General features: G+C 65.7%; 10 protein-coding genes and 1 rRNA gene. 7 read left to right on the top strand and 4 right to left on the bottom strand.

Features of this window, described 5'->3' with window-relative positions:
• Positions 1-93: 93 nt before the first annotated feature.
• The 3 genes from H582_RS0106795 to H582_RS0106785 all read right to left on the bottom strand — a co-directional run bounded on the left by H582_RS0106795 (position 94) and on the right by H582_RS0106785 (position 2,984).
• Entirely contained in the window at positions 94-957 is an 864-nt protein-coding gene (locus H582_RS0106795; protein WP_043111030.1) for an SDR family oxidoreductase, read from the bottom strand.
• A complete protein-coding gene (gene uxuA, locus H582_RS26350; RefSeq protein ID WP_084136761.1) occupies positions 954-2,165 on the bottom strand; it encodes a mannonate dehydratase in 1,212 nt (403 codons plus the stop codon). The genes H582_RS0106795 and uxuA overlap by 4 nt, the downstream gene beginning before the upstream one ends.
• A gap of 129 nt (positions 2,166-2,294) precedes the next feature.
• Positions 2,295-2,984, bottom strand: coding sequence for a GntR family transcriptional regulator (locus tag H582_RS0106785; RefSeq protein ID WP_028597936.1), 690 nt, complete (start codon positions 2,982-2,984; stop codon positions 2,295-2,297).
• A gap of 249 nt (positions 2,985-3,233) precedes the next feature.
• Between H582_RS0106785 and H582_RS0106780 the strand changes: the two genes are divergently transcribed.
• The 3 genes from H582_RS0106780 to H582_RS0106770 all read left to right on the top strand — a co-directional run bounded on the left by H582_RS0106780 (position 3,234) and on the right by H582_RS0106770 (position 8,260).
• On the top strand, positions 3,234-5,801 hold the full coding sequence (locus H582_RS0106780; protein WP_052333033.1) for a U32 family peptidase: 2,568 nt from the start codon (positions 3,234-3,236) through the stop codon (positions 5,799-5,801).
• 197 nt (positions 5,802-5,998) lie between these two features.
• The gene (locus H582_RS0106775; RefSeq protein ID WP_228551244.1) at positions 5,999-7,012 is read left to right on the top strand and encodes a nucleoside hydrolase; all 1,014 of its coding nucleotides are present in this window, start codon (positions 5,999-6,001) and stop codon (positions 7,010-7,012) included.
• A 72-nt stretch (positions 7,013-7,084) separates the two neighbouring features.
• A complete protein-coding gene (locus tag H582_RS0106770) occupies positions 7,085-8,260 on the top strand; it encodes a stalk domain-containing protein (RefSeq protein WP_028597933.1) in 1,176 nt (391 codons plus the stop codon).
• A 94-nt stretch (positions 8,261-8,354) separates the two neighbouring features.
• On the opposite strand, the gene H582_RS0106765 is transcribed toward H582_RS0106770, so the two are convergent.
• A complete protein-coding gene (locus H582_RS0106765) occupies positions 8,355-9,002 on the bottom strand; it encodes a hypothetical protein (protein WP_028597932.1) in 648 nt (215 codons plus the stop codon).
• Between the two features lie 201 nt (positions 9,003-9,203).
• On the opposite strand from H582_RS0106765, the gene H582_RS0106760 reads away from it, so the two are divergent.
• The 4 genes from H582_RS0106760 to H582_RS0106745 all read left to right on the top strand — a co-directional run.
• Positions 9,204-9,908 (top strand): geranylgeranylglyceryl/heptaprenylglyceryl phosphate synthase, encoded by a 705-nt coding sequence (locus H582_RS0106760; RefSeq protein ID WP_028597931.1) that lies wholly within the window; start codon positions 9,204-9,206, stop codon positions 9,906-9,908.
• A gap of 71 nt (positions 9,909-9,979) precedes the next feature.
• Complete coding sequence (gene pcrA / locus H582_RS0106755; RefSeq protein WP_028597930.1) at positions 9,980-12,331, top strand: DNA helicase PcrA; 2,352 nt, start codon at positions 9,980-9,982, stop codon at positions 12,329-12,331.
• A 248-nt stretch (positions 12,332-12,579) separates the two neighbouring features.
• Entirely contained in the window at positions 12,580-14,586 is a 2,007-nt protein-coding gene (gene ligA, locus H582_RS0106750; RefSeq protein ID WP_043111040.1) for an NAD-dependent DNA ligase LigA, read from the top strand.
• 329 nt (positions 14,587-14,915) lie between these two features.
• Positions 14,916-15,223: ribosomal RNA gene (locus H582_RS0106745) — 16S ribosomal RNA — on the top strand; the annotation flags it as partial.

The following is a 15,223-nucleotide window of genomic DNA, read 5'->3' as shown; positions in this document are numbered from 1 at the left end:
CTCCACATCCGCATTCCCTGCCGCGCCTAAAGGCGTCGCGACAAAAAAGCCCGTTTCGGCCGATGCCGAAACGGGCTTCTTGGCGATGGCGCGCTACACCCCGGAGTAGGCGGAGAAGCCGCCGTCCACCGGCACGGTAATGCCGGTGACGAACGCCGCGGCGTCGTCGTCGAGCAGCCAGAGCAGCGTCCCGAGCAGATCGTCCGGCTTGCCGAAGCGGCGCATCGGCGTATGCGAGATGATCTTGAGGGACCGCTCGGTGAGCGATCCGTCCTCGGCGCGCAGCAGCCGGGCATTTTGCGCCGTCTCGAAAAAGCCCGGCGCGATCGCGTTGACGCGGATGCCGGTCTCGGCGAAATGCACGGCCAGCCACTTCGTGAAGTTCTCGATGGCCGCCTTGGCCGCGCTGTACGCGGGAACCTTGGTCATCGGGGAGGGGGCGCTCATGGAGCTGATGTTGAGGATGCTGCCGCCTCTCTCCAGCATGCCGCGGGCGAATATCTGCGTCGGCAGCAGCGAGCCCATGAAGTTGAGGTCGAGCACATGGCGGAATCCCGCAGGATCCAGCGAAAAGAAGCTCTGGAAGCCGTCCCGCTCCAGATCGCCGGGCTGGAACGTCTCCGCGCCGGTAATCGCGCTCGGATGGTTGCCGCCGGCGCCGTTGACGAGGATGTCGGGCCGGCCGAGCTCGCGCTCGACCTGCTCGGCCGCCGCCTCGACGCTGGCGCGGTCGGTGACGTCGCAGCGGACGGCGACCGCGCGGCCGCCGGCCTCGCGGATCTCGCGGGCGACGTCCTCGCAGCGCTCCAGCGTGCGCCCGAGCACGGCGACCGCCGTGCCCTGGCGGCCGAGCTCCAGCGCCATCGCCCGGCAGAGCACGCCGGAGCCGCCGGTGACGACGGCGACCTTGCCGCTCAGGGACGGCCGCAGCAGCTGCTCGCGGTTGCCTGCGCTCATGGGCGCGCCTCCTCTCGGCCGGCCGGGGCTGCCTCGCCGGCGGCCGCCGCCTCGCTCGCGGCGACAGCGGCCGGACGCTCGCGGCGCATCGGGAGCCGCGGCGGCTCGGCATGGCCCGCCGCTCCGGCCATGCCGCTGGCGAGCGGGCCCCGCTGGCGCTCCAGCGCGTCCCACAGCCCCCACAGGTACATGATGCCCATCGCCCGGTCGTACAGCCCGTAGCCCGGACGGACCTGCTCCGCCCACAGATGGCGCCCGTGGTCCGGACGAGCGTAGCCCGTGAAGCCGACGTCATGATACGCCTGCACGATGCCGGCGATGTCGACCGTGCCGTCCTGCGTCCGATGCGACGTCTCGATGAAGTCGCCGTTGTCGTACACCCGCACGTTGCGGATATGGCAGAACGGGATGCGGTCCGCGAACTCGCGCACCATCGCCGGGATGTCGTTCGCCGGATTCGCGCCGAGCGAGCCGCTGCACAGCGTCACGCCGTTCGCCGGGCTGTCGTGCAGCGCCAGGAAGCGGCGCAGATTGTCCTGCGACGTGATGATGCGCGGCAAGCCGAAGATCGGCCACGGCGGATCGTCCGGGTGGATCGCCATGCGGATGCCGTGCTGCTCCGCGACCGGGATGATCTCGTCCAGAAAATATTTCGCATGCTCGAACAGATCGTCCTCCGTCACGCCTCGGTACGCTTCGAATAGCGAGGATAACGCTTTCAATCGCTCCGGCTCCCAGCCGGGCAACGTCAGCGTCGAGTCGGACTCGATCTCGCGCACGAGCTCGGCGGGGTCGATGTCGCGCACGCGCGCGGCCTCGTAGAACAGCGCCGTCGAGCCGTCGTCCATGAGCCGGCCGAGGTCGGTGCGCAGCCAGTCGAACACCGGCATGAAGTTGTAGCAGATGACCTCGACGCCGACCTGCGCGAGCTTTTCGATCGTGCGCTTGTAGTTCGCGATCCAGCGGTCGCGCGACGGCAGGCCGAGCTTGATGTCCTCGTGGATGTTGACGCTTTCGACCACCTTGATATGCAGCCCGGCCGCATCTGCGGCGCGCTTCACCTCCAGAATCTTCTCCATCGGCCACTCTTCTCCGGCCGGCACGTCGTGCAGCGCCCAGACGATGCCTTCGACGCCGGGAATTTGCCGGATCTGCTCCAGCGACACCGTATCGTTGCCTGCTCTGAACCAGCGGAATACCATTTTCACCGCTATCGTCGCCCCTCTCCCCTGAAAGTCGGCAGGATCGGCTCCTGCCGGTTGCTTGTTGCGGCCAAGCGTCTAGCGCCAAGCGTCAAGCGAAGCGGCCCGGCGTTCCGGACCGGCCGCCGCGGCTGGCTACATCCGGAAATAGTCCGGGTAAAGCTCCGCGAGCCGCGCCCGGTCGAGCCGCACGAGCTGCAGATGCTCGCGCATGACGCGCTCCGCGCGTTCCGGCGCGCGCTCGCGGATCGCCTGCAGGATCGCGCGATGCTGCTCCAGCAGATGCCGCCAGTCCGGGTCGGCCGCCAGCCGCAGCCGGCGGCTGCGGTTCAGATGCACGCCGGCCGAGCCGATGACGGACCAGGTATGGCTTTTGCCGCAGGCGGCGAACAGCCGGGCATGGAACTCCTCGTCGAGCCGGAACATGCGGCTGCCGTCCTGCCCGTCGTCGAGGCAGCTCTGCTGCAGCAGCAGGTTGGCCTCGAGCTCGGCCAGGCTGACCGGATCGAGGCCGTCCGCCGCCGCGAGCCGCACGACCGCCGCCTCCAGCTGCTCGCGCAGGAAGCGCGCTTCCTCGACGAGATGGGCGTCGATGCGGCTGACGTACGTGCCGCGCTGCGGATAGATGTCCAGCAGCCCCTCCTGCGCGAGCCGGACGAAGCATTCGCGCACCGGCGTGCGGCTGACGCCGAAGCGCAGCGAGACGTCCTTTTCGCTGATGGCCGTTCCCGGCGGCAGCTCCAGCGACAGGATCTCCGCGCGCAGCCGGCGGTACGCCGCCTCTCGGGCGGAAGCGGGGCTGGCAGATGGCGTCGCTCCGGACATGGGACCTCACCTCCTTATATTCGGTACGAACTGCGGTCAATCTCGCCTTCATCCTACCATACTTGTATGGCAGTTGGGAAGCGCCGCGGCCGGCCTGAAGTTGCCAGCGGTCGAATCCCCGCGAAGGCTTGGTCAACCGGCGGCCACTCTGCTACACTAGCAGTATGCGGGCCGCTTCCGGCGGCCATGCTGGAACCAAGGCGCTATTATAGTAGAAGCAAGTACGAGATATGGAGGCTTATTATAGGCATGACCTTACCGATACAAGCACAAGCGGAGCCGTCCGCAGCAGCCCTCCGGAGCGTGCAACGGCAAGACATCGAGCTGCTCGCCCCGGCAGGCGATTGGGACTGCATGCGGGCCGCCGTCGCCAACGGCGCGGACGCGATCTTTTTCGGCGTCGAGAAATTCAATGCGCGGGCGCGCGCCAACAACTTCCGCATGGACGAGCTGCCGGAAATCATGGGCTTCCTGCACCGCTACGGCGTCAAGGGCTTCCTGACGTTCAACATCCTCGTATTCGAGGACGAGCTGCGGGACGCCAAGGCGCTCATCGACGCCTGCATCGACGCGGGCGTGGACGCGGTCATCGTGCAGGATCTCGGCCTCGTGAAGCTGATCCGCGAGATCTCGCCCGACTTTCCGATCCACGGCTCCACGCAGATGACGATCACCTCGCCCGAGGCGGTCGAGTTCACCAAGCCGTTCGACCTCGAGCGCGTCGTGCTCGGTCGGGAGAACAACCTTAAGCAGATCCGCAAGATCGGCGAGCAGGCCAAGCTGCCGATGGAGGTGTTCGTGCATGGCGCGCTGTGCGTCAGCTACTCCGGCCAGTGCCTCACCTCGGAAATGTGGGGCGGGCGCTCCGCCAACCGCGGCGAGTGCGCGCAGGCCTGCCGCCTGCCGTACGACCTGATGGTCGACGGCGAGCAGAAGCCGATGGGCGACATCGCCTATCTGCTCTCGCCCAAGGACCTGGCGGCCATCGACCTCGTGCCGGAGCTGATCGAGGCGGGCGTCACCTCCTTCAAGATCGAAGGCCGCCTGAAGACGCCGGAGTACGTCGCCAACGTCGTCTCCAAGTACCGCAAGGCGATCGACGCCTACTTCGACGGCGACCGCAGCGGCCCGACGCGGGAGGAGATCCGCGAGCTGGAGCAGAGCTTCTCGCGCGGCTTCACGCACGGCTTTCTGGACGGCACCAACAACAAGAAGCTCGTCGACGGCTCCTTCCCCAAAAGCCGCGGCGTCTACCTCGGTCGCGTGGAGCGCGTGCTGCGCGACGGCGTCGTCTGCCGCATCGAGGCTCCGCTCAAGCGCGGAGACGGCATCGTGTTCGACGCCGGCGACCCGACGCAAAAGGAAGAGGGCGGCCGCGTCTACGACATCCGCCGCCAGGGCGTCAAGATCGAGGGCGAAGCCGCCGAAGGCGTCGTCATCGACATCGTGCCGGGGCGCAATGACGTCAACCTGCAGCGCGTGAAGGCCGGCGACCGCATCTGGAAGACGAGCGATCCGGCGCTGGACCGCCGCCTGCGCGCGACGTTCGAGACCGACAAGCCGTATCGCGTCTTCCCGCTCGCGCTGCGCGTCGAAGGCCGCGAGGGCGAGCCGCTGCGCACCTGGTGGACGGACGTGCAAAAGGGCAACACCGTGCAGGTCGACAGCGAGCTGCCGCTGGAGAAGGCGCTCAAGCGGCCGATGGACCGCCAACTGCTGGAGGATCAGCTCGGCCGCCTCGGCGGCACGCTGTTCCAGCTCGACCTGCTGGAGGTGGAGCTGGAGGGCGAGCTGATCGTGCCGGTGCGCGAGCTGAACCGGCTGCGCCGCGAGGCGGTCGAGCGGCTCGACGGCGAGCGGCCCAAGCCGCCGGTCTACGTCAAGCGCGAAGCCGATCCGCTGGCCGGCTCGCGCTCGCCGGAGCAGGCGGCCGCCGCTCCGGCCGCGCCCGGCGAGGCGCGCCTGACGGCGCTCTGCCGCACGCTCGAGCAGGTGCGCGCCGCCTGCGAGACCGACGTCGCGATGATCTACGCCGACTTCGAGTTCATCAAGCAGTTCCCGGCGGCGATCGAGACGGCCCGCGCGGCGGGCAAGCCGATCGCGCTGGCGACGCCGCGCATCCATATGCCGGGGGAGAACGGCTACCACGCCAACATCCTGAAGCTGAAGCCCGACGCGGTGCTCGTGCGCAACACCGGCGCGCTTTATTACTACCTGAAGGCGCGGATGGAGCGTCCGGGCGAGCCGTTCCCGCAGCTGATCGGCGACTTCTCGCTCAACGTCGCCAACCACAAGGCGGTCGAGCTGTTCCGCGAGGCCGGCTGCGACGTCTTGACGCCGTCCTATGACCTCAACATCCAGCAGATGGTCGACCTGCTCGGCCGCACGGCGGAGCCGGAGGCGCTGGAGGTCGTCCTCCACCAGCATCTGCCGATGTTCCATACCGAACATTGCGTCTACTGCACGTTCATCAGCGAAGGCACCGACTTCACCAACTGCGGCCGTCCGTGCGAGGAGCATGACATCAGCCTGCAGGATCGGATCGGCATGAGCCATCCGGTACGCGTGGACGAGGGCTGCCGCAACACGGTGTACAACGCCATCGAGCAGTCCGGCGCCGAATACGTCAAGAACTTCCTCGAGCTCGGGGTGCGCTCCTACCGCATCGAGTTTCTCGAGGAGCCGGCCGAAAAGGTCGGCGAGGTGCTGCGGCTGTACCGCGACGCCCTCGACGGCCGCATCAGCGGCACGCAGGTGTGGCGGAGCCTCAAGGCGACCAACCAGCTCGGCGTGACCCGCGGCCAGCTGGCGAAGTGATTCCGGCCGTCCCTCATCCGCCTTGAGCGGAGGGACGGCTTCGTTCCCCGGTTCCCGATGGGAGGCCGGGGAGCTTTTTTTGCGCCTGCGGCAGTCCGCAGGCAACAAGCGCAACAAGCGCAACAAGCGCAACAAGCGCAACAAGACAAACAATCGCAACAAGTCCGACCAACAAGCCGAAACAGGAGCTGGAGCCCATGAACCCGATGAACCTTTCCGAAAGTAATTTCAACCGCACCCATCCCCGCCCGCTGCCGATGATCATCGACGCCGATACCGGCATCGACGATGCGCTCGCCATCCTCTATGCGGTCAAGTCGCCGCTCATCTCGCTGGAGGCGATCGGCACCTGCTTCGGCAACATCGGCGTGGAGCAGGCGACGGACAATACGCTGCGGCTGCTGAAGCTCGCCGGCGCGGAAGGACGCGTGCCGGTCTACGCCGGCGCGGACAAAGCGCTCGCGCGCGAATTCCCCGGCGCCAAGAGCGACGTGCACGGCGAGAACGGCATCGGCGGCGCCGTGCTGCCGCCGTCGTCGCAGCAAGCGGAGGCGGAGCATGCGGCAGACTATTATGTGCGCATCGCGAACGAGCGCCCGGGCGAGCTGACGCTCGTGCTGACCGGCCGCATGACCAACCTCGCGCTCGCGCTGCAAAAGGATCCCGGCATCGCCTCCAAGCTGAGGAGCGTCGTCGTCATGGGCGGAGCCGCGCTCGTGCCGGGCAACATCACGCCGGCCGCCGAGGCGAACTTCTGGGGCGACCCCGAGGCGGCGCAGGTGCTGTTCGCGGCGGGCCTGCCGCTGACCGTCGTCGGCCTCGACGTGACGCTGCAGACGCTGCTGACGCGAGACGACCTCGACCGGCTGGAGCGCCAGGGAGGCGAGGAGGGCCTTCCGGTCGCCCGCTTCCTGCACGACTGCTTCGGCATCTACTTCGACTTCTACGGCCGCGTCAACGACTTCAAGGACAGCTGCCCGCTGCATGATCCGCTCGCCGTCATCGCGGCGGTCCGTCCCGAGCTGGTGACGAGCCGCACGCTGCTCGCCTCGATCGCCTGCGGCGATCCGCTGACCGCGGGCATGGTCGTCACCGACCGGCGGGTCAAGCCAAGCGTCGGCCATCCCGTCTCGTTCGCGCTCGAGGTGGACGCGCCTGCCGTCGTGGAGGAGCTGCTCTCCGTCTTTAAGGCTTCCGACCCCGTTCAATAGTCTGGTTACAGATCGTCGCATGTGGTATTATCTTCCTATGTTATTTGATAGAGTCATAGGGGGATAAAGAAAATGAAACGATGGACATGGCTGGCTGTCGCAGCCGTCGCCTTCCTGCTGGCGCTTGCGGCGCCGGGACAGGCTGGCGCAGAGGAAACGGCCGGCGCGCTCCGCTTCACGATCGAAAAGAAGGAGCTGGTCGTCGGCGAAAAGACGCCGGTGCAGGTTCAGGCTCCGGACGGCTACGGCCAAATCCGCAAGGTGCCGCTGTCCGAGGCGGATGTCGTGATCGAGAAGCCTTATCTGCTGCAGAAGCTGCCGGACGGCACGATGAAGGCGCTGGCGGTCGGCGAGACGGACGTGACGGCGAGCTGGGGCGAGGAGAAGCTGACGCTGCGCGTGTCCATTTCGGCGGATTACTACATCGGCGGCGGCGTTCAGCTCAAGGGCGTCATGTACTTGCCGATCAAGGCCTTTTTCGCGGAGCTCGGGGCGCAGGTGACCTACCTCGATGCCTCCAAGACGTTCCAGGTCAAGCTCGGCAACGATTCCATCCAGCTGCAGAAGGGCAGCGCGACCGCGGTCGTGAACGGCGCGAAGACCGCGATGGCCGGGCCCGTGCAGACGTACGGCGACGCGGCCGTATTCCCGGCTTCCCTGCTGCGCTCGGCGATCGGGGCCAATCTCGAATGGAACTCCGACTACCAGTACATGACGGTATGGCAGGGCAAGGCCGACCTGGCGATCTCGACGCCGCAGACGGAGCAGATCGTCAAGAAAGAGAAGCTCGGCACCTTGACCAAGCTGATCGGCAAAAGCTACTGGGTCAACAACTTCGACAGCAAGTACCGGTTCAAGAAAGTGGCGATCTACGACATCAGGCCGGATGACGACGGCGGATTTACGGTCGTGTTCAAGCTGGCGTCGACCGGCGAGCTGCTCCATACGGCCTTCACGAGCGCCGAGGCGATCCGCTCCAACCTGGCCAGCAGCGACCAGTTCCTGACGGCCGATCCGCGCAAGACGTACAAGTGGTCGAACGCGGTGTGGGACAAGATCGCCAGCGGGAAGATCAGCATCGGCATGACCAAGGAGCAGGTCAAGATGAGCTGGGGCAGCCCGTCCCATACGAGCAGCGCGTACGCCGGCAGCATCTCCGTGGAGACGTGGAGATACGGCTCCTACACGAGCAATTGGCTGCAATACGTCGTGTTCACGAACGGCAAGGTCAGCCAGATCTACTCCTAAGCGGGGTGCTGCTTTCACCAACGCCAAAAAAGCTTCCCATCCGTTCTTCGCGAACGGATGGGAAGCTTTTTGCTCGTTCCATGGCTGGCATCGCTCAAATCTTCGGCTCCTTGTCGTAGCCCGGCAGGTCGAAGTCGGTGTTGTTGAGCTCGCGGAACAGGTTCGTGTCTTCGATGAAAGCCCGCGTCTCGGGCGTGCCGAGCGAATGGATCGTCCTGTAGAGGTCGTTGACCGAGCTCTGGAACCTCTTCTGCGTCGGGCTGCGGTCGTTGGACTTATAGGGAATCGCCGCCACGAGCGAGCTGACGTCGTCCGTCGACTCCATCTCGCCGAGCAGGATCTCCAGCTTCTCCAGCTCCTCCGGCGTGGCGAGGATCTCCAGCTGGTCCGTGTTGGAGCGGTCATGCTCGATCGTCTTGGACGTGATGGAGATGAAATAAGGGCGTCGGGTTCCGTCCGGCGTCAGCTCTTTCCCGCTCGGCACGCGTCGTCTGTCCGGCTCCTCTTCCTCATCGGCGGGAGGGTCCTGGTGGACAGGGCCGTCGCCGCCCTTGACCGCCGGCGGATGCACCGTTCCTTCGGCTTCCACGACGCCTTGCGGCTCATGGCCGCTATGCGGCTTGCCGTCCGTCGCCGCCGGCCCGGTCCGTCCCTCCGCGCGGCTCAGCTCCTGCTTGGCCCGCTGCTCGTCCAGGATCGCTCCGGCTTCCGTCTCTACAGCGCTTGCGTTCGGTTTATGCATGCTCGATTCCTCCTTCGGCCTGAGCGGCCGGTTCGTCGATTGTCGTATCCACCCTTACCAACGAGGCGCCTGCTTTGAAACAGGCTCCGGCCCTTGCATGCAGCCCGCTCCAGGCTCGCGCGCCGGCTTGCGTTGACACCGCGGAGGCCCTTGTCTAGACTGGAAAAACAGACTTCGCGACAGACGGGAGAGAAGGCGGTTATGACGGAAGCGATGGAGGGCTGGCGGCATGTGTTCAAGCTCGATCCGGACCGCGGGCTCGGGCAGCGGGAGCTGGACGCCGTGCTGGCTTCCGGCACGGACGCGATCCTGGTCGGCGGCTCGAGCGGCCTCACCTATGACAACACCGCGGCGCTGCTCGAGCGGCTCGCCGCCGCTCCGATGCCGGTGGCGCTGGAGGTGACGCGTCCGGAGCTGGCGATGCCCGGCTTCGACGCCTATCTCGTCCCGGTCGTGCTCAACACGCCGGACGGGAGCTGGATCACCGGGCGCCAGGCGCAGGCGCTGGAGGAGTGGGGCGGCCTCATTCCTTGGGACAAAACATGGGCGGAAGGCTACCTCATCCTCAACCCGGATTGCGAGGCGGCCAAGGTGAGCGGGGCGGACGCCTCGCTCACGGAGCTGCAGGCGGCCGCCTATGCGCGGCTTGCCGACCGGCTGCTGCGGCTGCCGCTGCTGTATGTGGAGTACAGCGGCCGCTTCGGCGACATGGCGCTGCTGCGGCGGGTCAAGCGGGCGCTGTCCGGCGCCCGGCTCGTCTACGGCGGCGGCATCGACGGGCCGGAGCGCGCGGCCGAGGCCGCGCGGATCGCGTCGACCGTCGTCGTCGGCAACGTGCTGTACGCCGATCCGGAGGCCGCTTTGGCGACGGTGGCGGCGGTGCGGGAAACCGTTCCAGCCGATTGACACGGCTGGCCTCGTTGCCCTAGACTGAAAGAAGCGAACACAAGGCGAACAAGGAGATCAACTTACCTATGATGATGAATCCGATAGGCATCGAAGAGGCGGTGGCCAAGCTCAACCCGCCGCAGCGCGAGGCGGTGCAGGCGACCGACGGGCCGCTCCTGATCATGGCCGGCGCCGGCTCGGGCAAGACGCGCGTCCTGACGCACCGCATCGCCTGGCTGATCGAGAAGCGGCGCGTGGCGCCGTGGAGCATCCTGGCGATCACGTTCACCAACAAGGCCGCCCGCGAGATGCGCGACCGCGTGTCCAAGCTCGTCGGACCTTCCGGCAGCGACATCTGGGTGTCGACGTTCCACTCCATGTGCGTGCGCATCCTGCGCAAGGACATCGACCGGATCGGCTTCACCTCCAACTTCTCGATCCTCGACTCCGGCGACCAGCTGTCGGTCATCCGCGGCTGCATGAAGGACCTCAACCTCGACACCAAGAAGTTCGAGCCCAAGGCGGTGCAGTCCGTCATCAGCAGCGCCAAGAACGAGCTGATCGATCCGGCGCGCTTCGAGCAGAAGGCCGGCGCCGACTACTTCAACAAAGTCGTCTCCGACGTCTACAAGATGTACCAGAAGCGGCTGCGCAGCAACAACTCGCTCGACTTCGATGACCTCATCATGAGCACGATCCAGCTGTTCCAGGACGTGCCCGAGGTGCTCGACTTCTACCAAAACAAGTTCCGCTACCTGCATGTCGACGAGTACCAGGATACGAACCGCGCCCAGTACATGCTTTGCCGCATGCTGGCCGACAAGCATCACAACATCTGCGTCGTCGGCGACAGCGACCAGTCGATCTACCGCTGGCGCGGAGCGGACATCACCAACATCCTCAACTTTGAGGAGGACTACCCGGAGGCGCGCACGATCCTGCTGGAGCAGAACTACCGCTCCACCTCCAACATCCTGAACGCGGCGAACGCGGTCATCGGCCAGAACACCGGGCGCAAGGACAAGCGGCTCTGGACCGAGCGCGGCGCCGGCGACAGCATCACGCTGTACCAGGCCGAGTCCGAGCATGACGAGGGCTACTTCGTCACGGGCGAGATCCGCTCGGGCCGGAACGGCGGGCGCAACTATTCCGACCACGCGATCCTGTACCGGACGAACGCCCAGTCGCGCGTCATCGAGGAGATCCTCATCAAGTCGGACATCCCGTACCAGATCGTCGGCGGCATCAAGTTCTACGACCGCAAGGAGATCAAGGACCTGCTCGGCTACCTGCGGCTCGTCTCCAACCCGGACGACGACATCAGCCTGGAGCGCATCATCAACGTGCCCAAGCGCGGCATCGGCGACACGACCGTCGCCAAGCTCGCCGAGGAGGCGGGCCGGCGCGGGACGTCCATCTACCAGGTGCTCGGCGACCTGAACGGCGTCGAGATCAACGGGCGCACCCGCTCCTTGCTGGAGTCGTTCCGCTCGATGATCTCCAGCCTCGAGGCGATGCGCGACTACCTGTCCGTCACCGAGCTGACCGAGAAGGTGCTGGAGCTGTCGGAGTACACGATGGAGCTGCACCGGGAGAACACGCTCGAGTCCAAGGCCCGCATCGAGAACATCGAGGAGTTCCTGTCCGTCACGCAGGAGTTCGAGCAGCGCAACGACGACAAGTCGCTCGTCTCGTTCCTGACCGACCTCGCGCTCATCGCCGACATCGATTCGGTCGACAAGGACGACGCTCCGGCGGACGCGGTCATCCTCATGACGATGCACAGCGCCAAGGGACTGGAGTTCCCGGTCGTCTTCATCATCGGCTGCGAGGAGGGCGTCTTCCCGCATAGCCGAGCCTTCACCGACAACGAGGAGCTCGAGGAGGAAAGGCGCCTCGCCTACGTCGGCATCACGCGCGCCGAGCAGCGGCTGTTCCTGACCTGCGCCCGCATGCGCACGCTGTTCGGCCGCACGAGCAGCAACCCTCCGTCCCGCTTCCTCAAGGAGATCCCGGACGAAGTCAAAGAGATCGCCTCGCCCGGCCGCACGATCGGCGGCGGCGGGCGGTACGGCGGCGCTGCCGGCGGAGCCGGAGGCTTCGGCTACCGCGGCGGCAGCTCCGCAGGCGCCTCCGCGCCGGCCTACGGCTCCGGCGCTTCGCGCTACGGACGCCCGGCCGGGTCCCCCGCGGCCGGCTCCGCCGCAGGCGGCAGCAGCGTGCGGGTCAGCACGCCGGGCGCTCCTGCGGCGGGCATCGGCGACGCAGCCCGCAGCTTCGTCGCCGGCGACAAGGTCTCCCACAAGAAATGGGGAGTCGGAACGATCGTGTCGGTCAAGGGGACCGGCAACGACACGGAGATCCAGATCGCCTTTCCGGCGCCGACCGGCCTCAAGAAGCTGCTCGCCAGCTTCGCGCCGGTCGAGAAGGTCGACGGCTGATCCTGCACTCATCCCCTAGCTAGGCCTGTCCATATTCATACGGCATCGTATCCGTGCCCGGGTTCTGAACGGTTCAGCGCCCGGGCACGGTTGCATCCGCAGCCGTTGGTATAGACTGGTAAGGAAGCCTGCTTCACAGCCGATATCATGATTTATTTTTTCGACGAAGGACGGGATGACGAGTGGACAACCGCACGGAGCAGCAGGAGGAGCTCAAGGCAGGAGCAGACCCTGCGGCCATCGAGCGCATGCGCGAGCTCGCCGGAGAGCTTGCCGTACATAACTACAACTACTATACGCTCGACAAGCCGATCATCAGCGACGCGGAGTACGACCGGCTCTACGACGAGCTGCTCCGGCTGGAGCAGGAGAGCGGCGTCGTGCTGCCGGAGTCGCCCTCGCTGCGCGTCGGCGGGGACGTGCTCAAGGGCTTCGAGCCGCATCGCCACCGCGCGCGCCTCTGGAGTCTCGACAAAGCCAAGGACGAAGAGGGCGTCCGAGCCTGGAATCAGCGGCTGCTGCGGGCGATCGGCGACTACAACGCCAAGCATCCCGACGAGGAGCCGCTGCCGGATCCGGCCTACGTCGTCGAGCTGAAGTTCGACGGCCTGACGCTCAACCTGACCTACGAAGGCGGACAGCTGGTGCAGGCGGCGACGCGCGGCAACGGCACGGTCGGCGAGAGCATCCTGGCGCAGGTCAAGACGATCCGTTCGATTCCGCTGACGATTCCGTACCGGGACGGGCTGATCGAGGTGCAGGGCGAGGGGATGATGTTCCTGTCCGTGCTGGAGGCGTACAACAGGACGGCGCCCGAGCCGCTCAAAAACGCCCGCAACGGCGCGGCCGGAGCGCTGCGCAACCTTAATCCCAAGGTGACCGCGGAGCGGCGGCTGGACGCGTTCTTCTATAATATCGGCTATGCCGACGAGCTGGAATTCGCTACCCATGAAGAGATGATCGCCTTTCTCCGCGACAGCCGCTTCAAGGTCAATCCGTACCTCGCCTACTTCAGCGACATCGAGGACGTGATCGCGGAGCTGCATCATATCGCCGTCAAGCGGCCCGAGTTCGATTACCTGATCGACGGCGCGGTCGTCAAGGTCACCGACATGCGCACGCGCGCGGCGATCGGCTATACGGACAAGTTTCCGCGCTGGGCGGTCGCCTTCAAGTTCGAAGCGGAGGAGAGCACGACCGTGCTGGAGTCTGTCTCCTGGAACGTCGGCCGCACCGGCAAGGTGACGCCGCTCGCGCGTGTCGAGCCGGTGGAGCTCGCCGGCGTCACGGTGCAGAACTGCACGCTCAACAATACCGGCGACATCGAGCGCAAGGGACTGAAGCACGCGCTCGGCACGCGCGTGTTCATCCGCCGCTCCAACGACGTCATTCCCGAGATTCTCGGCAAGGCCGACGAAGACGAGCAGGGCGAGGAGATCGTCTATCCGGACCGCTGCCCGGCCTGCGGCACGCCGCTCGTGCAGCGCGGAGCGCATCTGTTCTGCGACAACCGGCTCGGCTGCAAGCCGCAGATCATCGCGCGCATCACGCATTTCGCCTCGCGCGACGCGATGGACATCGAGACGTTCAGCGTCATGACGGCCGATCAGCTCTACGAGAGCGGACGCGTGAGCGATCCGGCCGACCTGTACGACCTCGGCTACGACGATCTGATCGGGCTGGAGCGCTTCGGGGACAAAAAGGCGCGCAACCTGCTGGACGCGCTCGAGAAGTCCAAAGGGCGCGATCTCGCCTCGTTCCTGAACGGACTCGGCATTCCGAATACGGGCAAGGCGACGACGCGCATGCTCGCCGACCATTACGGCAGCCTGGACGCGATCATGGCGGCTCCGGCCGAGGAGCTGACAGAGCTGCCGGATGTCGGCGGCATCGTCGCCGAGAGCATCACGGCGTTTTTCCAGGAGCCGATCATCCAGGAGAGCATCCGGCGGATGCGGGAGAAGGGCGTGCGGGCGGAGGCCGACCGTCCCGCTCTCGCGGCCGAGGCGGCCGCAAGTCCCTTCAGCGGCAAGACGGTCGTCTTGACCGGCACGCTGTCCACGATGACGCGGGACGAGGCCGGCAAGCGGCTGGAGCAGCTTGGCGCCAAGCTGTCGGGCAGCGTCTCCAAGAAGACGGACTTCGTCATCGCCGGCGAAAGCGCGGGCAGCAAGCTCGCCAAGGCACGGGATCTCGGCATCGAGATCATCGAGGACGAGCAGGAGCTGCGGCGGCTGCTCGGATTCGAGGACTAGGCGGCGGCTGGTTGGATCGGGTCGGAAAGGAAGGGCCGGCAGCCTGGAGCTGCCGGCCTTTTTCGGCTTTCGTCCTGCCCTTTTCAAGCATCCAAAGTTTTTTTGAAAAAACCCTTGCATTCATTTTGGCGTATGTGGTATATTACTTCTTGTCGCTTCGGCGGCGCGGTTGAAAAACAGCGAAACGAATCGAAAAGAAAGACAAGCTGTTGACAAGAGATGCTTCGCATGATAAAGTATCACCTTGTGACCGACAAGTTCTTTGAAAACTGAACAAATGAACAAGCTATACATTCGACAACGTTTTAACCATGAGTCATCGAACTACCTTTATGGAGAGTTTGATCCTGGCTCAGGACGAACGCTGGCGGCGTGCCTAATACATGCAAGTCGAGCGGATTTTGTCCTTCGGGGTGAGGTTAGCGGCGGACGGGTGAGTAACACGTAGGCAACCTGCCCTCGAGACTGGGATAACCTCCGGAAACGGATGCTAATACCAGATATACGGTCTTCCCACCTGGGGAGATCGGGAAAGACGGAGCAATCTGTTACTCGGGGATGGGCCTGCGGCGCATTAGCTAGTTGGTGAGGTAACGGCTCACCAAGGCGACGATGCGTAGCCGACCTGAGAGGGTGA

The sequence above is a fragment of the Paenibacillus pasadenensis DSM 19293 genome, assembly GCF_000422485.1.
Taxonomy (GTDB): Bacteria; Bacillota; Bacilli; order Paenibacillales; family Paenibacillaceae; genus Paenibacillus_O; species Paenibacillus_O pasadenensis.
Note: the sequence above shows the minus strand (reverse complement) of the source record. Positions and strands in the feature narration are given on the sequence as shown.

Coding starts and splice junctions, on each gene's coding strand:
- ligA (WP_043111040.1), top strand. CDS start 12,580: ATGCGCGAGCTCGCCGGAGAGCTTGCCGTACATAACTACAACTACTAT.
- H582_RS0106765 (WP_028597932.1), bottom strand. CDS start 9,002: ATGCATAAACCGAACGCAAGCGCTGTAGAGACGGAAGCCGGAGCGATC.
- H582_RS0106770 (WP_028597933.1), top strand. CDS start 7,085: ATGAAACGATGGACATGGCTGGCTGTCGCAGCCGTCGCCTTCCTGCTG.
- H582_RS0106780 (WP_052333033.1), top strand. CDS start 3,234: ATGACCTTACCGATACAAGCACAAGCGGAGCCGTCCGCAGCAGCCCTC.
- H582_RS0106760 (WP_028597931.1), top strand. CDS start 9,204: ATGACGGAAGCGATGGAGGGCTGGCGGCATGTGTTCAAGCTCGATCCG.
- H582_RS0106795 (WP_043111030.1), bottom strand. CDS start 957: ATGAGCGCAGGCAACCGCGAGCAGCTGCTGCGGCCGTCCCTGAGCGGC.
- pcrA (WP_028597930.1), top strand. CDS start 9,980: ATGATGAATCCGATAGGCATCGAAGAGGCGGTGGCCAAGCTCAACCCG.
- H582_RS0106785 (WP_028597936.1), bottom strand. CDS start 2,984: ATGTCCGGAGCGACGCCATCTGCCAGCCCCGCTTCCGCCCGAGAGGCG.
- H582_RS0106775 (WP_228551244.1), top strand. CDS start 5,999: ATGAACCCGATGAACCTTTCCGAAAGTAATTTCAACCGCACCCATCCC.